At 62.8% G+C, this 19,774-nt stretch carries 18 protein-coding genes; 11 read left to right on the forward strand and 7 right to left on the reverse strand.

All coding sequences use genetic code 11. From position 1 onward, the window contains the following. The first annotated feature begins 39 nt into the window (after positions 1-39). Positions 40-1,173, forward strand: a complete 1,134-nt coding sequence (proB, locus tag PI93_RS06395; RefSeq protein WP_039374919.1) for a glutamate 5-kinase — start codon at positions 40-42, stop codon at positions 1,171-1,173. Positions 1,174-1,285: 112 nt separating this feature from the next. Here proB and PI93_RS06400 read toward each other — a convergent pair whose 3' ends face one another. Together PI93_RS06400 and PI93_RS06405 are read right to left on the reverse strand one after the other, a co-directional pair. Continuing rightward, the gene (locus PI93_RS06400) at positions 1,286-1,858 is read right to left on the reverse strand and encodes a CNP1-like family protein (protein ID WP_052241066.1); all 573 of its coding nucleotides are present in this window, start codon (positions 1,856-1,858) and stop codon (positions 1,286-1,288) included. Between the two features lie 142 nt (positions 1,859-2,000). Continuing rightward, the gene (locus PI93_RS06405; RefSeq protein WP_039374918.1) at positions 2,001-2,648 is read right to left on the reverse strand and encodes an RNA pyrophosphohydrolase; all 648 of its coding nucleotides are present in this window, start codon (positions 2,646-2,648) and stop codon (positions 2,001-2,003) included. Between the two features lie 214 nt (positions 2,649-2,862). On the opposite strand from PI93_RS06405, the gene PI93_RS06410 reads away from it, so the two are divergent. Together PI93_RS06410 and PI93_RS06415 are read left to right on the forward strand one after the other, a co-directional pair. After that, on the forward strand, positions 2,863-4,602 hold the full coding sequence (locus tag PI93_RS06410) for a proline--tRNA ligase (protein WP_039374917.1): 1,740 nt from the start codon (positions 2,863-2,865) through the stop codon (positions 4,600-4,602). Between the two features lie 146 nt (positions 4,603-4,748). Then, entirely contained in the window at positions 4,749-5,342 is a 594-nt protein-coding gene (locus PI93_RS06415; RefSeq protein ID WP_039374916.1) for a MarC family protein, read from the forward strand. 83 nt (positions 5,343-5,425) lie between these two features. Here PI93_RS06415 and PI93_RS06420 read toward each other — a convergent pair whose 3' ends face one another. Both PI93_RS06420 and ffh read right to left on the reverse strand, forming a co-directional pair. After that, positions 5,426-5,974: a hypoxanthine-guanine phosphoribosyltransferase gene (locus PI93_RS06420; RefSeq protein WP_039374915.1), complete on the reverse strand. Its 549-nt coding sequence runs from the start codon at positions 5,972-5,974 to the stop codon at positions 5,426-5,428. A 106-nt stretch (positions 5,975-6,080) separates the two neighbouring features. Continuing rightward, positions 6,081-7,445 carry a signal recognition particle protein gene (ffh, locus tag PI93_RS06425; RefSeq protein ID WP_039374914.1) on the reverse strand — a complete coding sequence of 455 codons (1,365 nt, stop codon included), beginning with the start codon at positions 7,443-7,445 and terminating at the stop codon, positions 6,081-6,083. Positions 7,446-7,557: 112 nt separating this feature from the next. Here ffh and PI93_RS06430 point away from each other — a divergent pair, with 112 nt between their 5' ends. From PI93_RS06430 to PI93_RS06450, 5 genes are all read left to right on the forward strand, one after another. After that, positions 7,558-8,442, forward strand: coding sequence for a cytochrome C assembly family protein (locus PI93_RS06430; RefSeq protein ID WP_039374913.1), 885 nt, complete (start codon positions 7,558-7,560; stop codon positions 8,440-8,442). Between the two features lie 6 nt (positions 8,443-8,448). After that, positions 8,449-8,745 carry a PP0621 family protein gene (locus PI93_RS06435; protein WP_039374912.1) on the forward strand — a complete coding sequence of 99 codons (297 nt, stop codon included), beginning with the start codon at positions 8,449-8,451 and terminating at the stop codon, positions 8,743-8,745. Between the two features lie 175 nt (positions 8,746-8,920). Further along, the gene (locus PI93_RS06440) at positions 8,921-9,433 is read left to right on the forward strand and encodes a DUF1269 domain-containing protein (RefSeq protein ID WP_039374911.1); all 513 of its coding nucleotides are present in this window, start codon (positions 8,921-8,923) and stop codon (positions 9,431-9,433) included. Between the two features lie 476 nt (positions 9,434-9,909). Then, entirely contained in the window at positions 9,910-10,509 is a 600-nt protein-coding gene (ampD, locus tag PI93_RS06445; RefSeq protein ID WP_039374910.1) for a 1,6-anhydro-N-acetylmuramyl-L-alanine amidase AmpD, read from the forward strand. A gap of 375 nt (positions 10,510-10,884) precedes the next feature. Beyond that, positions 10,885-13,839 (forward strand): ribonucleoside-diphosphate reductase subunit alpha, encoded by a 2,955-nt coding sequence (locus tag PI93_RS06450; protein WP_039374909.1) that lies wholly within the window; start codon positions 10,885-10,887, stop codon positions 13,837-13,839. A gap of 141 nt (positions 13,840-13,980) precedes the next feature. On the opposite strand, the gene PI93_RS06455 is transcribed toward PI93_RS06450, so the two are convergent. Then, complete coding sequence (locus PI93_RS06455) at positions 13,981-14,943, reverse strand: aldose epimerase family protein (RefSeq protein WP_039374908.1); 963 nt, start codon at positions 14,941-14,943, stop codon at positions 13,981-13,983. A gap of 556 nt (positions 14,944-15,499) precedes the next feature. Between PI93_RS06455 and PI93_RS06460 the strand changes: the two genes are divergently transcribed. From PI93_RS06460 to PI93_RS06470, 3 genes are all read left to right on the forward strand, one after another. Next, on the forward strand, positions 15,500-16,648 hold the full coding sequence (locus PI93_RS06460) for a ribonucleotide-diphosphate reductase subunit beta (protein WP_039374907.1): 1,149 nt from the start codon (positions 15,500-15,502) through the stop codon (positions 16,646-16,648). 386 nt (positions 16,649-17,034) lie between these two features. Continuing rightward, a complete protein-coding gene (locus PI93_RS06465; protein WP_144400428.1) occupies positions 17,035-17,340 on the forward strand; it encodes a hypothetical protein in 306 nt (101 codons plus the stop codon). Between the two features lie 24 nt (positions 17,341-17,364). Then, positions 17,365-17,970 (forward strand): histone H1-like DNA-binding protein, encoded by a 606-nt coding sequence (locus tag PI93_RS06470; RefSeq protein WP_039374906.1) that lies wholly within the window; start codon positions 17,365-17,367, stop codon positions 17,968-17,970. Between the two features lie 214 nt (positions 17,971-18,184). On the opposite strand, the gene PI93_RS06475 is transcribed toward PI93_RS06470, so the two are convergent. Together PI93_RS06475 and PI93_RS06480 are read right to left on the reverse strand one after the other, a co-directional pair. Then, positions 18,185-18,664 (reverse strand): outer membrane lipoprotein, encoded by a 480-nt coding sequence (locus PI93_RS06475; RefSeq protein WP_039374904.1) that lies wholly within the window; start codon positions 18,662-18,664, stop codon positions 18,185-18,187. Between the two features lie 19 nt (positions 18,665-18,683). After that, positions 18,684-19,619, reverse strand: coding sequence for a carbohydrate kinase family protein (locus tag PI93_RS06480; RefSeq protein WP_039374903.1), 936 nt, complete (start codon positions 19,617-19,619; stop codon positions 18,684-18,686). Between the last annotated feature and the right edge of the window lie 155 nt (positions 19,620-19,774).

The following is a 19,774-nucleotide window of genomic DNA, read 5'->3' on the forward strand; positions in this document are numbered from 1 at the left end:
GCCCGTCTTCCCAATATATCCGCAGGAGAATCCAGGTCCATGCGTTCGGTCATCGCCGATGCCAAGCGGCTTGTGGTGAAAGTGGGCTCCAGTCTCGTGACCAACGACGGTCGCGGTCTGGACGATGTCGCCATTGCGCGATGGGCGCAACAGATCGCCGCGCTGCGGCACGGTGGCGACGGACGTCCGCCCAAGCAGGTCGTGCTCGTCAGTTCGGGCGCGATTGCCGAGGGGATGCAGCGTCTGGGCTGGGCGCGCCGTCCGAAGGCCATCGACGAATTGCAGGCCGCGGCCGCCGTGGGCCAGATGGGCCTCGCGCAGGTCTATGAGACCCGTTTTGCCGAACACGGCGTGCGAACCGCACAGATTCTCCTCACGCATGCCGATCTGGCCGACCGCGAACGCTATCTGAATGCGCGCACGACCTTGCTGACCTTGCTGCGACTCGGCGTGGTGCCGATCATCAACGAGAACGACACGGTCGTCACCGATGAAATCAAGTTTGGCGATAACGATACGCTCGGCGCGCTCGTGACCAATCTGATCGACGGGGACGCGCTGGTCATCCTGACCGATCAATCGGGTCTGTACACGGCCGATCCGCGCAAGCACCCCGACGCCGAGTTCGTGCACGAAGCCGAGGCGGGAGACGAGCGTCTGGAAGCGATGGCCGGTGGCGCCGGCACGAATATCGGACGCGGCGGCATGCTGACCAAGATTCTGGCGGCCAAGCGCGCGGCCACGAGCGGCGCACACACCGTGATCGCATCGGGACGCGAAGCCGACGTGCTCGTGCGTCTGGCAGGCGGCGAAGCCATCGGCACGCAACTGGTCGCGCGCACGGCGGTACTCACTGCACGTAAGCAGTGGATGGCCGACCATCTGCAGGTGCGCGGCCGTGTCGTGATCGACGCGGGCGCGTGCAAGAAGCTGATCGAAGAGGGCAAGAGCCTGTTGCCGATCGGCGTGATCGACGTCGAGGGCACATTCGCGCGCGGGGAAGTGATCGCCTGTGTGGACGAGGCCGGTCACGAAGTCGCGCGTGGCCTGTCGAACTACAGCGCTTCGGAGGCGCGTCTGATTCGCCGTCACCCGAGCAGTGACATCGAGCAGGTGCTGGGCTTCGCGAACGAGCCCGAGCTGATCCATCGCGACAATCTGATTCTGCGCTGAGGCACGGGCGCGGGGAGCATATGCCTCGCGTCAGACGTAAAAAACGCCGGCACGCAATGCGTGAGCGGCGTTTTTTTATCCGACCAAGCCGGGCGTCGCGCGCCCGCGATGCTCAACGATAGGCGGGATTGGTCGTCGGGAAGCGCAGCCCCTGGATGATGGCCTTGGCGCTGCCCAGCGGCGTCTTGTCCTGGCAAAGATAATCGCGGTACAGAATGCCCTGGTAAGCCGTCGCGCCGTATGGCTGGATCGGGCGCCATTCGCTCTTGCGCGCGGCGACCCAGGAACCATCGGGGCGGCCGGTGGCGTACAGACGCGACTCGAACGACGAGCAATGAATGCCTTCATATGACACATTGCGCGCCCCTTGCTTGCTGCGAATGACAGCGATATAGCGAACCACGCCGTCATCGGTCACCTGCACGGACTTCGTGTCGATGGCGTAGTCGAGCGCCGAATTCGGCACGGTGGGGAAGCTCACCAGATCGGCATCCTGCGGCGCGGCGGTCGGCAAGGTGTATTCCGCTTCCTTCCATTTGCCCTTGGCGGCTTCCTGCTGGGCGAGGTATTCGTCGAAGTCCTGGACGGGTTGCGACGTGCTGCTGCAGGCGGCAATCAGCGCCAGAGCAGCCAGAGGAGCCAGGGCGGCCAGGCGCGGGGCGCGGCGGGCAAAGAAAGGACGCATGAGATGTGGATGAGAAGTCGGTTGGACGGCGGATGAACGAAAGCGGGCAATCCGCGCGGCGTCCCGGAGGACGCCTGGTCAAAAAAAGGGCGCGGGCATGACGCCCGCAACCGATGATGGGACACGCCGGTCGCGGCCCGGTTCAGTGCTCCCGGGGCGGCATGCCCGACGTGGCGGTGTCGGCAGCTTCGCCGGCGTCGCCGCAATCGTCATGGCCGCACCCGTCGTCGTGCGCGTGCGTGCCACCGGGCGGCATTTCACCGATACGGGCACCGGCGCGCGGGAACCGCCGCCGGTCTTGCTGGGCGCGTGCAGCCGAGCGACGCAGATAGCGCGATAGCTCGTTCAGGGCGAGTTGATACACCTCGCGCTTGAACTCGATCACCGCGTCGAGCGGCACCCAGTACTCGTTCCAGCGCCAGGCGTCGAACTCGGGATGATCGGTAGCGCGCAGGCAGATGTCGCAATCGCGACCGACCATGCGCAGCAGGAACCAGATCTGCTTCTGGCCCCGGTAATGTCCGCGCACTTCGCGCTTGATGAATTTGTCCGGCACCTCATAACGCAGCCAGTCGCGTGTGCGACCAATGATTTTGACGTGTTCTGGCTTTAGCCCGGTTTCCTCGTGCAATTCTCGGAACATAGCCTGTTCGGGCGTTTCGCCGTACTTGATGCCGCCTTGCGGGAACTGCCAGGAGTGCTCGCCCAGCCGCTTGCCCCAGAACACTTCATTGCGTGCGTTTAAGAGGATGATGCCGACGTTCGGGCGAAAGCCTTCACGGTCAAGCATACAACCACCCTTGAATCCTTTAAAATTGCTTCGATTATAAACAGATAATCACCGGCGCGGCGGCCGGCGGCGGCTCGGGTGACCGGGGCGGCGCGCAAGGCCGGCGGGTGTCTCAGGGGCTGCGACGACGTTCAGGCGCGCCCCGGCCCCCCGCTTCTGGCAACCGACCCGACCGCTGTGTGCGCCGTTGACCCTCATTTTTCCGGAAATCTGCATGAAAGCCTCTCGTTTCTTCATCGGCACCCTCAAGGAAGCGCCCACCGACGCCGAAATCGTCAGCCACAAGCTGATGATGCGCGCCGGCATGATTCGCCGCGTCGCCGGCGGTATCTACGATTACCTGCCGATCGGCCTGCGCTCGATCCGCAAGGTCGAAGCCATCGTCCGTGAAGAAATGAACCGCGCAGGCGCGCTCGAACTGCTCATGCCGGCCGTGCAGCCGGCAGAACTGTGGCAGGAGTCGGGACGCTGGGTGCAGTACGGCCCGGAACTGCTGCGCTTGAAGGATCGTCACGATCGCGAATTCGTCGTCGGCCCGACGCATGAAGAAGTGGTGACGGACATCGCCCGCCGCGAAATCAAGAGCTATCGCCAACTGCCGGTGAACTTCTATCAGGTGCAGACGAAGTTCCGCGACGAGATCCGTCCGCGTTTCGGTGTGATGCGCGGCCGTGAGTTCATCATGAAGGACGCTTATTCCTTCGATAAGGACCGTGCGGGCTTGCAGGTGTCGTATCAGAAGATGTTCGATGCCTACGTGCGCATCTTCACGCGTCTGGGGCTGGAGTTCCGCGCAGTGGTGGCCGATAACGGTTCCATCGGCGGCTCCGGTTCGCATGAATTCCATGTGATCGCCGACACCGGCGAAGACGCCATCGCCTACTGCCCGACGTCCGACTATGCGGCCAACGTCGAAATGGCCGAGGCGCTCGCGCCTCAGGGCGAGCGCGCCGCGCCTGCCGAAGCCCTGACCAAGACCGCCACGCCGGGCAAGGCCAAGTGCGAAGCCGTTGCAGAATTCCTCTCGATCCCGCTCGCGCGCACGGTCAAGTCGATCGTGCTGGCCACCGACAGCGAAGACGCCGGCACGACCGTCTGGCTGCTCCTGCTGCGCGGCGACCATGATCTGAACGAGATCAAGGCGAGCAAGGTGCCGGGCTTGTCCGGTATGCGTTTCGCCAGCGAAGCCGAGATCGTGGAATGGTTCGGCACGCCGCCGGGCTATCTGGGTCCCCTCGGGACGAAGAAGCCGGTCAAGCTCGTGGTCGATCGCTCGGTCGCGAAGATGAGCGACTTTGTCGTCGGCGCCAACGAAGCGGGCTTCCACATCACCGGCGTGAACTGGGGCCGCGACCTGCCCGAGCCGGAAGTCGTGGCCGATCTGCGCAACGTCGTACCGGGCGACCTCTCGCCGGACGGCAAGGGCGAGATCGCGCTGTGCCGAGGCATCGAAGTGGGTCACGTGTTCCAACTGGGCACCAAGTACTCCGACGCCATGGGCGCCACGTTCCTCGACGAGACCGGCAAGCCGGCACCGATGGAAATGGGCTGCTACGGCATTGGCATCACGCGTATTCTCGGCGCGGCGATCGAACAGAATTTCGACGACAACGGCATCATCTGGCCGGAATCGATTGCCCCGTTCGAGGTGGTGCTGTGCCCGATGGGCTACGACCGCAACGACGCGGTGCGCGAAGCCACCGACAAGCTCTACGAAGCGCTGTTGGCCGCAGGCGTCGACGTGATTCTCGATGACCGTGGCGAGCGTCCCGGCGTGATGTTCGCCGACTGGGAACTCATCGGCGTGCCGCATCGCCTGGTGATCGGCGACCGGGGGCTGAAGGAAGGCAAGATCGAGTATCGCGGCCGCCGCGACGAGGAGGCCCAGTTGCTCGATGCCGGTGTCGCGGCGGAAGTCGTCACCGGTAAGGTGCGTGCAGCCAAAGCGGTCTGAGCAACGGTGGCGTAAGGGGGGCAGGGTGCCGGTGAACGTCTGCCGGTAAAGCACTGCTCCTCTATCGACGCCACAGTCGCAAGCGGCAATACCTGACGGCAGTCGCCCCGGCGGCTGCCGTTGTCATATCCGGAAGCCCTGTCAGTATGGAATACACGTTCGCCTCGGCAACGATCCTGTTGCTGCTCATCACCGACCCGTTCGGCAATATCCCGATTTTCGTGAATGCGCTGAAGAATGTGCCGGCGCACCGACGGCCTCGGGTGATCCTGCGCGAAGTGTTGATTGCGTTCGTCATCCTGCTGATCTTCATGCTGGCGGGGGACCGGTTTCTGCGCATGATGAGCCTGACCGATCTGTCGCTGCAGTTGGCCGGGGGCATTGTGCTGTTTCTGATTGCGCTGCGCATGATCTTCCCGCGTCCCGATCAGGGCTCGTTGCCCGACGCCGGCGAGCCCCTCATCGTGCCGTTGGCGATTCCGGCGCTGGCCGGGCCGTCGGCGCTCGCGACTGTCATGCTGCTCGTGTCGCAGCAGCCGGGACGTATGCTCGAATGGATCACGGCGCTGTGCGTGACGATGGCCGTTTGCGCGGTGGTGCTGTTGCTGGCCGATCGCATCGAGCGATGGGTGGGCTCGCGCGTGGTGGCGGCGTTCGAGCGTCTGATGGGGCTGATTCTCGTGGCGATCTCGGTAGAGATGATCCTCAAGGGCGTGAGAATCTTCGTCCACCAGTTTTGATGGCGGGGCGTGCACCGCGCCAGTCGTGAAAAAGGAGCCTCGCGGGCTCCTTTTTGCTTTCGTGCGGTGCCCCGATGCGACGTTCAGCGCGGCGTGGTGAGCGCACGGATCGCCGGCAGGTTGCGCCAGTAACCCTTTGCGTCCATGCCGCAGCCGAAGACGTAGCGGTCCGGCACCGTGAATCCGCAGAAATCCGGGTGCGACGGCTTTTCCTTCGTCAGGATCTTCTCGCACAGCACGGCGCTGTAGAACTTCGAGGCGCCCATTTCCAGAATCCGGTCACGAATCGCGGCCATCGTGGCGCCTTCGTCGAGAATGTCGTCGAGCACGAGCACCACGCGGTCGCGCACCGAGTCGCGCGGCGCCACGCGCCACTGCATTGCACCGCCCGTAGTGGTGTTGTTGTAGCGCGAGAGGTGGATGTAGTCGAACTCGAGCGGGAAGTCCAGACGCGGCAGCAGCATGCCGGTGAAGACGGCGGCGCCGCCCATGACCGACAGCACCATCGGGAATTCGTCGCCAATGGCGTCCTTGATGGACTTGGCCATCGTGTCGACCGACTGATTCACCTTGTCGGCCGAGACGATTTCTTCGGAATTACGGAATACTTCGAGGGCTTCTTCGCGGTTCATATGGGGCGACCCTGTGGAACGTGTTGCTGGGGGATGTCGCTAAGTGCGGCCCGGAGTATATACGGAAAATCCGTCGCGTTGCCGGGCCGCAACCGGTAAGCCTGGTTCAGCGCATGCCGGGCATCATGCCCTTCATGCTGCGCATCATTTTCATCATGCCACCGCCTTTGAGCTTCTTCATCATGGTGCGCATCTGATCGTACTGATTGAGCATGCGGTTGACCTCCTGCACCTGCACCCCGGCGCCCGCGGCGATCCGGCGCTTGCGGCTCGCCTTGATCAGTTCCGGTTTGGCGCGCTCGGCCGGCGTCATCGAGTTGATGATGCCCTCCATGCGGCGCACCTGCTTCTCGGCCTGATCCATATTCGTCTGGCTGGCAGCGGCCTGGAATTGCGCCGGCAGCTTATCCATGAGCGACGACAAGCCGCCCATCTTCTTCATCTGGCCGATCTGCGCCTTGAAGTCGTTCAGATCGAAGTCGCCGCCTTTCTTGACCTTCTCGGCGAGCTTTTGCGCGGCCTGAACGTCAACGCCGCGTTGCGCTTCCTCGACGAGCGCGAGAATGTCGCCCATGCCGAGAATCCGGTTCGCCATGCGATCCGGGTGGAAGACTTCGAGGCCGTCGAGCTTTTCGCCCACACCGACGAACTTGATCGGCTTGCCGGTGATGTGACGCACCGACAGCGCGGCACCGCCACGCGAATCGCCGTCGAGCTTGGTGAGCACCACGCCGGTGAGCGGCAGCGCGTCGTTGAAGGCGCGGGCGGTGTTCACGGCGTCCTGACCGAGCATGGCGTCGACGACGAACAGCGTTTCAATCGGTTTCAGCTCGGCGTGCAGGGCACTGATTTCCTGCATCATGACTTCGTCGATCCCCAGACGGCCGGCCGTGTCGACGAGCAGCACGTCATGGTGATGGCGACGGGCCCAGTCGACAGCAGCGCGCGCGATGTCCACCGGCTTCTGATCGGGTTGCGACGGGAAAAAGTCGGCGTCGACCTGCTGCGTCACCGTCTGCAACTGGGCGATAGCGGCGGGGCGGTAGACGTCGGTGGACACCGTGAGCACTTTCTTCTTCTGGGCGCGCAACAGCTTGGCGAGCTTACCGACGGTGGTTGTTTTGCCCGCGCCCTGCAGACCGGCCATGAGGATGATGGCGGGCGGCGTGGTCGCGAGGTTGAGTTCGGCGGCACGGCCTTCGTAATCGCCGCCCATGAGCGCGGTCAGCTCGCGCTGCACCACGCCCACGAGCGCCTGGCCTGGCGAGAGGCTGGAAATGACCTCCTCGCCCAGGGCCTTTTCCTTAACCTTGGCGATGAAATCGCGGACCACCGGCAGGGCGACGTCGGCCTCGAGCAGGGCGAGGCGCACTTCACGCAGCATTTCCTGCGTGTTGGCCTCGGTCAGGCGAGCTTCGCCGCGCAGCGTCTTGACGACCTTGGCGAGGCGCGTAGTGAGATTGTCGAGCATGAAACGTATCCTGTAAGACTCGCAGTGGCCCCGGTGGCCCTGCCTCGCGCCCCGGCAGGGGCGGTGGCGGGTACGGCAGCGCGCCCGTCATGGGCTGGTGTAAACTTCAAATATGACTATTTTACTGTATGCGCTGACCGCCATCCTTTACGCCGGGTTGGCGGTTTGTTCGTGGCAAGGATACCGGCGCGATGCCGCGCTCGCTTTGGCGGGCGGGCAGGTCGCGCCTGCGCCGGTCGCGGGCACGCCCTCGCGCTGGCCGATGCAGCTCTCGCTGTTCGCCGCGCTGTTGCTGCACGGGGTGTTGCTGCATCAGACCATCTTCCGCGCGGACAGCATGCACTTCGGTTTCGCGTACATGCTCTCGGCCATGTTGTGGCTCTCGGTCGGCATTTACTGGATCGAAAGTTTCTTCTTCCCGCTCGACAGCCTGCGACTGATGGTCACACCCGTGGCTGCCGTCGCATGTCTGTTGCCGATGATTTTTCCGGATGTACGCATTCTCGGTTTTGCGGCGGATCCGATTTTCAAGGCGCACTTCATCATCGCCAACATGGCCTACGGGCTGTTTGCGCTGGCGGCGCTGCACGCGTTGCTGATGATTTACGCCGAGAGGCAACTGCATCCGTCGCGCAGCAACGAGGCGACCGGCTGGCTCTCGCGCTGGCTCGAGACACTGCCGCCGCTGCTGACGATGGAAAAATTGCTGTTCCGGTTGATTGGCGCCGGGTTCGTGTTGCTGACCCTGACGCTGATTTCCGGGGTGATGTTCTCCGAGGCGCTCTTCGGGCGCGCGGTGCGCATCGATCACAAGACCGTGTTCGCGGTGGTGTCGTGGCTGATGTTCGGCGCGGTGCTGCTGGGCCGGCACTTTTATGGGTGGCGCGGAAAGGTCGCGCTGCGTTGGGTTCTGGCGTCGTTCGTGGCGCTTTTGCTGGCGTATGTCGGCTCTCGCTTCGTGCTTGAGGTGGTGCTGCATCGCATGACGGAGACTTGAAGCGCGATGCGCAATATCTTGCTGTTACTGGTGTTGTTGGTGGCGGGTACATGGTGGATGCGGCACAACGAGCGCAAGCGTCATACCGAGCGTGATGAGCGCAACGAACGCATGCGTCAGCCCCCGGCGAGCGATCCGCGCAAGACGGTGCGCGACGCGCTCCCGCCCGCGGAGCGCATGGTGCAATGCACCGAGTGCAACACTTTTCTTCCCGAGAGCGAAGCGCTGGGCGGTGCAAATGGCAAACATTTTTGCAGCACCGCGCACCGCGACGCCTATCTGACGCGCGAACACCGCGTCTGAGACCCGCTGCGCAGTCCGGCCGCGCAGCGATATCGAAATTCTCCCTCGTCTGCGTCACGGCCCTCGAAAGGGCCGCCTTGCGCATGCCTGTCGCATGCACTAAAACACAGTAACCGGCTCTGTATAAAAGAACCACAACAACAGGGACGAGACGACAGGAGGGCGCAATATGCTAATGCGCAGACGGATGTATTTTCTTCTTCCCGATCTGGCCAGTGCGCAGCGCACGATGAGCGATTTGCTGCTCGCCCGTATCGAGGAGCGTCACATCCACTTCATGGCACGTGACGAAATGGACCTGGAGGGACTGCACGAGGCTAACCTGCTACAGACTTCCGATATCGTGCACGGCGCAGAAGCCGGGCTCGTGATCGGCGGGTTCTGTGGTTTGGCAGTCGGTGCAGTCGCGGCGTTTTTCCCCATCGTGGGCACGCGTCCCCAATGGGAGTTGATGATCGTGACGGCTCCCCTCGGCGCGCTCTTCGGTGCCTGGGTGTCGAGCATGATCGGTGTCTCGGTGCCGAACTCGCGGCTCAAGGCATTTCGCGAGCCACTCGAGCGCGGCATGATCCTGCTGATGGTGGACGTGCGCGACGGCAGGGTGGATGAGATTCGCGAGATGCTCAAGGAGCATCACCCCGAGGCGCATATGGAAGGGGTGGAAGCCGCAATTCCGGCATTTCCATAATGGATGGCAACTTGCGAGGTCATCGTATCGAAAGCGAAAATCGGGTGAGTGCAGGAGACGAGTTTCACCGGCCGGCAACGGCCAATAGCGTCGCACCTGTGAGCGACGCGGGGTGGTGCGCGTGCCGTATGGCACGAGTGCGACGCCATCCCAGGGCGTGGTCACGCCCACGGAAGCCTCTCGGCCAGGTAAGGCGGGAGGCTTCTTCTTTGGGCGTCGTTTTTCCTTGTCGTGCGGTGGCCGACAGGTATCCGGCGGCGTATCATCACTGAACTCGCCGCCTGCGCCCGGCCGACCTGGCGCGCCCACGGCGGCGTCGCGCCAAGTGGGCTACAATGGCGCCCCTCGCCCCCACGGGAGTTCGCTGTGCCCGTCATGCTCCAGTCATTTGCGTCCCCTAATGTTTCGCTCCGGTCTTGTGGCTGCGGGCAGCAGTGCGTGCGGCCGATGATGCCGACGTTGCCGCGAGGTCGCGCATGAACGCGCCGGACCAACGCCTGCCGCTCACGCTCGATGCCGATGGCTGGGTTCGCGAGGCCGAGCGTCTGCCGTCTCCCAATTTCGACATGCGACCCGATGGCATGCCGACCGACCTGCTGGTGGTGCACAACATTTCGTTGCCGCCGGGACAGTTCGGCGGCGGCGAGATCGCCGCGTTCTTCCAGAATCGACTCGACCACGACGCGCATCCGTTCTTCGACGAGATTCGCGGCGTGCATGTCTCGTCGCATTTTCTGGTGCGCCGCGATGGTGCGTTGCAGCAGTTTGTGTCGTGCCATGCGCGGGCGTGGCATGCGGGCGCGTCGTCGTTTGAGGGCCGTACACGCTGCAATGATTTTTCGATCGGCGTTGAGCTCGAAGGAACGGACGACCTGCCATTTACGGCGGCGCAGTACACCACGTTGGCGGCGCTCACGCGTGCGTTGCGTGAGCGTTTTCCGATTCAAGCCGTCGTCGGACATGCCGATATAGCACCGGGCCGGAAGACGGATCCGGGACCGCATTTCGAGTGGGAGCGGTTGCGACGGATGGCGGATCTGAGCCCCGAAGCGTTGCCGTTTCAGCCAACCGATTAATCCCCATCCGGGGGCAGGTTTTGCTTGACAGGGCGATGCCACGGGCTTCCCCGGCGTGAGAAATTTTTGGGTTTGCGGAGTGCGTCATCTCCACTATACTTAGTGCCAATTCCAGTGCCGACCACTACATCTAGTGGTTGATGTCAGGTTCGGCGAAGAATGCAATAACCATCAATACCGTGCTTGTCCTGCGGCGTTTTGTGGGGCGGCATAGCAGCAAAGCCGTGCAGCGGACACCTCGAACCCTTGGCCGTCCGTCGGTCGTGCGGTGTTCAGCACTTCGCTCCATCGGCGCCCCCAGGGCGCATTTTTGCCGGCCGTAAAACTGGTAGAGACGCGCTAACAGCACCATCTCATTGGAACGGGAGTTTTTACATGCAGACTAACGAAAACCTCACCCGCCCGAACCCGACGCCCGCCGCGAATGCCGGCAGTGGCACGGGTGCGTCGGCGCCCCAGACGACGGGCGCATTCGAGCCGGCCACTAACGCCGACTTCAAAGTGATTCGACGCAACGGCGCGGTGGTGGGTTTCGAGCCGTCGAAGATCGCGATCGCCGTGACCAAGGCGTTCCTTGCCGTGAATGGCGGTCAAGGTGCGGCTTCGGCGCGCGTACGCGAACTCGTGGAGCAATTGACGGAGAACGTTGTGCGCGCATTGGTGCGCAGCCGCCCGAACGGCGGCACGTTCCACATCGAAGACATTCAGGATCAGGTCGAACTCGCGCTCATGCGCGAAGGCGAGCACAACGTGGCCCGCGCCTACGTGTTGTACCGCGAGAAGCGTGCGCAAGAGCGCGCCCACGCGGTCGAGACCACGCAGGAAACGGCAACGCCCGACGCGCCGGTGCTGCGCGTGACCGACAACGGCGTGACGCGTGCGCTCGACATGGCCGTGCTGCGTGGCGTGGTGCAAGCTGCCTGCGAAAACCTTGGCGATGAAGTGGTGGCCGAGCCGATCCTGACCGAGACCATCAAGAATCTGTACGACGGCGTGCCGCTGTCGCAGGTCTACGACTCGGCGATCCTCGCGTCGCGCACGCTCATCGAGAAGGAACCGGCGTATAGCCAGGTGACGGCCCGTATCCTGATGCACACGATCCGCCGCGAAATCCTCGGCGAAGAAGTGCCGCAGGGGGAAATGGCCGAGCGCTACATCGAATACTTCCCGCGTTTCATCAAGCAGGGTGTCGAGGCCGAACTGCTCGACGAGCAACTGCTCTCGTTCGATCTGGCCAAGCTGGGCGCCGCGCTCGACGCATCGCGCGACCTGCAATTCAATTACCTCGGCCTGCAGACGCTGTACGACCGCTACTTCCTGCACATCGATGGCCATCGCATCGAAATGCCGCAGGCGTTCTACATGCGCGTGGCCATGGGCCTGGCGCTGAACGAAGTCGAGCGCGAAGCGCGTGCGATCGAGTTCTACCAGATCCTGTCGAGCTTCGACTTCATGAGCTCGACGCCGACGCTGTTCAACTCGGGTACGCGTCGCTCGCAGCTCTCGTCGTGCTACCTGACGACCGTCTCGGACGATCTGGAAGGGATCTACGAAGCGCTCAAGGAAAACGCACTGCTGTCGAAGTTCGCCGGCGGTCTGGGCAACGACTGGACGCAGGTTCGCGCCCTCGGTTCGCACATCAAGGGCACGAACGGCAAGAGCCAGGGCGTGGTCCCGTTCCTGAAGGTGGTCAACGACACGGCCGTGGCCGTGAACCAGGGCGGCAAGCGCAAGGGCGCTGTCTGCGCTTACCTGGAAACGTGGCACCTGGACATCGAAGAATTCCTGGAACTGCGTAAGAACACTGGCGACGATCGCCGCCGCACGCACGACATGAACACGGCGAACTGGATTCCCGATCTGTTCATGAAGCGCGTGATGGAAGGCGCCGAGTGGACGCTGTTCTCGCCGTCGACCTGCCCGGATCTGCACGACAAGTACGGCAAGGCGTTCGAGCAGGCTTACACGGCCTACGAAGACAAGGCCGCGCGCGGCGAGATCAAGCTGTTCAAGAAGGTGCCGGCGCAAGCGCTCTGGCGCAAGATGCTGGGCATGCTGTTCGAAACCGGCCACCCGTGGATCACGTTCAAGGACCCGTGCAACATCCGTTCGCCGCAGCAGCACGTGGGCGTGGTGCACTCGTCGAACCTGTGCACGGAAATCACGCTCAATACGAGCGAGACCGAAATTGCCGTGTGTAACCTCGGCTCGGTGAACCTCGTGGCTCACCTGAAGCAGACGGCCAACGGCTACGAGCTGGATCACGAAAAGCTGCAGCGCACCATTCGTGTGGCGATGCGCATGCTCGATAACGTCATCGACATCAATTACTACGCGGTGGCGAAGGCGCGCAATTCGAACCTGCATCACCGTCCGGTGGGCATGGGCATCATGGGCTTCCAGGACTGCCTGCACCTGCTGCGCACGCCTTATGCGTCGAACGAAGCGGTCGAGTTTGCCGACCGTTCGATGGAAGCCGTTTGCTACTACGCTTACTGGGCATCGACCGAGCTGGCCAAGGAACGCGGTCAGTATTCGTCGTACAAGGGTTCGCTGTGGGATCGTGGCATCCTGCCGCAGGATTCGCTCAAGCTGCTGGCCGAAGAGCGTGGCGGTTACGTCGACGTCGACCTGTCGAGCACGCTCGAATGGGACAGCCTGCGCAAGCACATCGCCGAACACGGCATGCGCAACTCGAACTGCGTGGCGATCGCACCCACGGCGACGATCTCGAACATCATCGGCGTCTCGGCCTGTATCGAGCCGACGTTCCAGAACCTGTACGTGAAGTCGAACCTGTCGGGCGAATTCACGGTGGTCAACGAGTATCTGGTGCGTGACCTGAAGGCCCGTGGTCTGTGGGACGAAGTAATGGTCGCCGACCTGAAGTACTTCGACGGCTCGCTGGCTCGCATCGATCGCGTGCCGGCCGACCTGCGCGAGATCTACGCCACGGCGTTTGAAGTCGAGCCGAAGTGGCTGGTCGAGGCGGCGTCGCGTCGTCAGAAGTGGATCGATCAGGCGCAGTCGCTCAACATCTATATGGCGGGCGCATCGGGCAAGAAGCTCGACGAGACGTACAAGCTGGCGTGGACGCGTGCCCTCAAGACCACGTACTACCTCCGCACGATGGCCGCCACGCACGTCGAGAAGTCGACGGTGAGCCACGGCGCGCTGAACGCAGTGAGTTCGGGGGGCGTGACGCCGAGCGGCAGCCTCGCGGCCGAGCCGACCTCGCCGCTGGCACAGCCGATGCCGGAAGCCGAAGGCGCAGTCTGCACGATGCGTCCGGGCGACCCGGGCTTCGACGAGTGCGAGGCTTGCCAGTAAGTTGAGCGTGCCGCGGTGCCTGACAAGGTGCCCGGCATCTGGAAAAAACCCCGTCGCCCTTGTGGGCCGACGGGGTTTTTTCTTGGGCGGATTCGGATGCGTTCGATGAGCGCGCGCCGTGCCCGGGCGAGTCGGAGGGGATCAGGCCAGATCGATCCGCATCGACAGATCGAGTGTCTGCCCGTGTGCCACGACGACATGATCGTCGTCGAACTCGCCGACGCGGTGGGTCGACGGCTCGAGACACAGATACGGGCGACCGGCAGGCGAGTGCAGCACCAGCCAACTGGCGTCGTCGCTGCTCACCGTGGCCGAGCGCAAACCGCCGGCGTAGTCGATGCGCGCGTTGAATGTACCGGACTCGGAGGGCACTTCGGCGAACCAGGTCGACCGTCCCCCGGTGTCGAGTCCACCACCGACCGACACGACTTCCATTGCGCCGACATGCACGCGCTGCTCGCTCGGCCAGCGAATGTCCTCCGACGGCGAGCGCCAGATGGCTTCCGATTCGAACGTCAGACGCGCGCCTGCGGGCCAGCGGAAGTACGGGTGCAGACCGAGCCCGGCCGGCATGTCTTCGGCGCCGAGATTGGTGATCGACAGGTGCATGTCGACGCCGTGCTCGTCGAGCGTCACCGAGAGGTACGCCTGATAGTGCCAGGGCCACTCGGGTTGTGCTGGGCTGTCGAGTTGCAGCACGCAACAGTGCGGGCTCTCGTCGACGACGTCCCACTCGCGCCGCAGCCCCCAGCCGTGCAGCGAACTCGACGCCACCGGCGTCTCGCGAACGGCAATCGCGCGCTCGCGCCAGTGCAGCGTGTCGTCGCGCAACATATTGGTGTACGGCAGCATCGGAAACGCACCGGCCTTCGGCCATTCGTCCGATGGGAACGGCTCGTTGCCCATGGGGACGAGGTAGTCGAAGAGGTCGCCGCGTGTGTCGCGGCGCGCGAGTCGTGCGAGCCGTCCGCCACAACCGGGTTGAACGTCGGCCACGAGTGCGCCCTTCGAGAGACGGATCGGTTTGCCGGGGGTGAGGGTGCGTGGGGTCGGGCCCGGCGAACCTGCCTGGGCCTGTGCGCTGTGGGCGCCTGCGGATGTCATCGTCGGTATCTCCTTCATCGGCGTCTGGAGGTGGCGCGCGCCGGAATCTGTCGTTCCGGTCCGCTGCGCGGTGACGCTCGTCGCGACAGGATACGCCAATGTGACGTGGCATCGGCGCGCCACACCGCCATGACTGTCGTGCGACGCCGTTTCGTGGCAAGATGCCGGTCCCGCGAGGCCGGACGCCTATGCCCTAGGGAAAACCGCCGGACACTAGGTATAGTGGTCATCGTGCGGTGCGACACTATATCTAGTGTGGTGTGCTGGAATGAGTGACGTAATTGTGCTAAATTGGAGTCATTCAATTCGACGTCGGGAGGTCATGATGTTGTTACCGCTCTCGCGTCGGCGTTGTTGTTCAAAACTGCGCAAATGCGCATCTGCATCACCCCCGAAACACGGCAACTTTTCCGGCGGACTTCGCACTGTCGGCGATAAGTCGCCGGCTGCCGGATCGCAAGTTTTTTGTCAGCCTTCGCTCGCGAACGGCTGATCTGTCACTTCGGCGATGTGCGCGTATGTGTGCATCGCATCAACCTGAACGGACTGAGACCCTATGCTTAACTGGGAAGAAGACACCACCGCCGCCAAGTCGGCTGCCCCTGCCTCCGCTCCGGCCCCTGCGCCGGCGTCGAACATTCTCGGCACCCAAGGGGATACCCCGAGTGTGATCGCTTCGCAGTCGACGCGTCGCGTGAGTGCGTCCGACAAGCGCGTGATCAACGGCACGACGGACGTGAACCAACTGGTGCCCTTCAAGTACAAGTGGGCCTGGGAGAAATATCTGGCCGGTTGCGCGAACCACTGGATGCCGCAGGAAATCAACATGTCGCGCGACATCGCACTTTGGAAAGACCCGAACGGTCTGACCGAAGACGAGCGCCGCATCATCAAGCGCAACCTCGGCTTCTTCGTGACGGCCGACTCGCTCGCCGCGAACAACATCGTGCTGGGCACCTATCGTCACATCACCGCTCCGGAGTGCCGCCAGTTCCTGCTGCGTCAGGCGTTCGAAGAGGCGATCCATACGCATGCCTATCAGTACATCGTCGAGAGCCTGGGCCTGGACGAAGGCGAGATCTTCAACGCGTATCACGAAGTGCCGTCGATTCGCGACAAGGATGAGTTCCTGCTGCCGTTCATTGAAGTCGTGGCCGACCCGTCGTTCCAGACCGGTACGCAGGAAGCCGATCAGAAGCTGCTGCGCTCGCTGATCGTGTTCGCCTGCATCATGGAAGGCCTGTTCTTCTATGTCGGCTTCACGCAGATCCTCGCGCTGGGCCGTCAGAACAAGATGACGGGGGCGGCGGAACAGTATCAGTACATCCTTCGCGACGAGTCGATGCACTGCAACTTCGGCATCGATCTGATCAATCAGGTGAAGCTGGAAAACCCGAATCTGTGGACGCCGGAGTTCCGCGAAGAGATTCGTGAGCTGTTCAAGAAGGCGGTCGAGCTGGAGTATCGCTACGCTGAAGATACGATGCCGCGCGGCGTGCTTGGTCTGAACGCCGGCATGTTCAAGAGCTATCTTCGCTTCATCGCGAACCGTCGTTGTGCCCAAATTGGTCTCGAAGCGCTCTACCCGAACGAAGAGAATCCGTTCCCGTGGATGAGCGAGATGATCGACCTGAAGAAGGAACGCAACTTCTTCGAAACGCGTGTGATCGAGTACCAGACCGGTGGCGCGCTGAGCTGGGACTAAGTCAAAAGTGAAAAATGGGTGCTCGCTGCAAAGCAAGCATCCATGCGGGTTTCCAGAGGGTGGTGTGTTCGCGCGCAGCGCGTGTGACCAGCAGCAAGAGAAGCAAAAGAGAACGTGCAGGTCACGCACATCATCCTCACTCGCGAGAGGTTTCTATCGCTTCGCAAGTGCTTCGCACGCATCGACATGCGAGTGCGATGTGCATCAAATACAACAGATTGACTTCATCGTGACGAATGTTGTGCGCTTTTTTACGCGCAAAGTATTAACATCGCATCACAAAAGAATTATTATTCGCTCAAATAAATTGCAGTCTCGATGAACACACGAAAGCACATCGCTTTCCTCCCGCGACAGAGAGCTGGTAGTTACGGAGCGTAAAAACCTTGGTGCATAGCAAGCAGTATCGCTTATCCGCTATCGCAATCTCCTCCATCCCGATGACGGGACAGGCAAGCTACCCCCCGAAGAATCTGGCGAATCCCCCTTCTCAAGACAATCGAATTGCTGGCGGCAATGTCGCCGGCAATTTTTTTGCGCGCGTGACCACACACGGTCAGCGTCATGCGCGCAGCGCCGAATTCATTAGCGTAAGCCGTCGTTGTCCGATGCGTACGCCGATGAATAGCCCGCTCGCCGGCAGTTCACCGCACGGTGGTCGGGTTTCCTTCTCAGGTGGTTTGTTTGAGTGATCTTTCACGTTAAGGAGCAAAGTGATGGCTACTACTGCTAAGAAAAAACCCGCAGCCAAGAAGGCTGTTGCCAAGAAGCCGGTAGCGAAGAAGGCTGCCGCCGCCAAGAAGCCTGTCGCCAAGAAGGCTGTGGCTGCTAAGAAGCCGGTCGCGAAGAAGGCAGCTGCTGCCAAGAAGCCGGCAGCCAAGAAGGTTGCTGCTAAGAAGCCGGCAGCGAAGAAGGTTGCGGTGAAGAAGGTTGCCGCCAAGAAGCCGGTCGCCAAGAAGGCAGCGGTGAAGAAGGTTGCCGCCAAGAAGCCGGTCGCCAAGAAGGCAGCCGTCAAGAAAGTCGCCGCCAAGAAGCCGGCAGCCAAGAAGGCAGCAGTGAAGAAGGTTGCTGCCAAGAAGCCGGCAGCCAAGAAGGCAGCAGTGAAGAAGGCCGCTGCCAAGAAACCGGCTGCCAAGAAGGTTGCTGCGAAGAAGCCGGCTGCTAAAAAGCCCGCTGCCAAGAAGCCTGCTGCTGCGAAGAAGCCGGCTGTGAAGAAGGTGGCGGCAAAGCCTGCTGCGGCTCCGGCTGCAGCACCGGCAGCACCGAAGACGGCGTTGAACCCGGCAGCGGCATGGCCGTTCCCGACCGGCAGCCGTCCGTAATTCGAGTGCCGATGCAGGAACCAAGGCACTTAGGTGTCTTTTGATCGAGTAGGCCTACTCGATCCGAAACCCGCTGTGATGAGCGATCGTCACAGCGGGTTTTTTCATGGCGGAAATGAAAACGGGCGACCTGAGTCGCCCGAGTGATGCGTGCGCGAGAGCGATGCGGGATCGCCCCCGGCGAGTCTTGCCGGCTTCAGTGCAACGTGACGGCTTAGTGCGTCACGCGGGTCACGCCGCCGCTCGAGAGCAGACGCACGCGCTGTCCCGGCTGGAATCCCTCGTCGGCATCTTGTGTGATGGCGCGCAGTTCGCCGTTGTCGAGTCGCACGGTGATTTCCAGACCCGCCTTCTTGCTCATGCGGCTTTCGATGGCCTGACCCGCGACGGCGCCCAGCAGACCCCCGACGATGCCCGTCGCGATCGAGCCGCGACCCCCACCGATGGCGCTGCCGCCAATCGCACCGAGTGCACCGCCGCCGGCGATACCGAGAATCCCCGGATCGCCGTTGCTGCTGTCGATCGTTACCGGACGCACCGATTCAACCGTGCCCATACGCACGACCTGTTCGCGTTGCGCCTGACGGCTGTTGTAGACGCTCGCAGAATTGCTCGGACCGAACGCCGTGCAGGCGGACAGAGAGAGCGAAGCCGCGGCAGTGAGAATAATGAGCGGTGTGGTCAGTCGTGCCATCGTTATGCCTTTGCTGGAATCATTCGAAGCGCTGGCCGAACGCTTCTACATAGTGCGCCTCGATATCGCTGCGCGTCGGTGCGTAAGTCTGCGGGCCCTGCTCGGCAATCTTGAGGGAACCCATCAGGCTGGCCAGGCGGCCGGTCGTCGGCCAGTCGAGGCCCTTTTCGATGCCATACAGCAACCCGCCACGGAAAGCGTCGCCGCACCCGGTGGGATCGACGACACGCTTGGCGGTCACGGCAGGAATGTCGTGTTGCTTGCCGTCGGCGAAGATTAGGGCCCCGTGCTCTCCGCGCGTGACGACAAGTGCCTCCACACGGGACTGCAGGTCTTCCATCGACCAGCCGGTCTTCGAGCAGAGGAGCTTGGCTTCGTAGTCGTTGACCGCAAGATACGTTGCGAGTTCCACCATGCGACGCAGTGCCTCAGCCGAGAGCAGCGGCAAGCCCTGGCCCGGGTCGAACACGAACGGCACGCCCGCCGCGGCGAAGCCTTCGGCGTGGGCGAGCATGGCGTCGGGAGCGTCGGGGGCGACGATGCCGAGCGTGGCGCCTTGGACATCGGCCACGCGATTGCGCGCCGAGAACATCATGGCGCCCGGGTGGAAGGCGGTGATCTGGTTATTGTCCAGATCGGTGGTGATCATGGCGTTCGCCGTCATGCTGTCGCTGACGGTACGCACGAATTCCGTCGTCATGCCAAGCGACTGGAAGCGCTCGAGATAGGCGCCGCCATCGTCGCCGACCATCCCCATCACCACCGGCGTGCCACCCAGCAAATGCAGGCTGTAGCCGATGTTGCCCGCGCAACCGCCGAAGTTACGGCGCATGGTCGGCACAAGGAAGCTGACGTTCAGGATGTGCACCTGATCGGGCAGGATGTGCTCGCCGAAGCGGCCTTCGAACGTCATGATGTTGTCGTAGGCGAGCGAGCCGCAAATCACGGTGGTCACGGGAGAGGTCCTTGCGAAAAATAGAAAAGGGGGCCAACAAGGGCGGCGGCACATGCGCGTCGGTTCGCGTCGGCGTGTGCAGCTAAAAAACTGGCCGACGCATTCCTTGCGTCGGCGCGGGAACTACGCCCGGCGCACCGGCGGAGCCGGATACG

The sequence above is a fragment of the Pandoraea fibrosis genome (genome assembly GCF_000807775.2).
In the GTDB taxonomy this organism is placed as follows: domain Bacteria; phylum Pseudomonadota; class Gammaproteobacteria; order Burkholderiales; family Burkholderiaceae; genus Pandoraea; species Pandoraea fibrosis.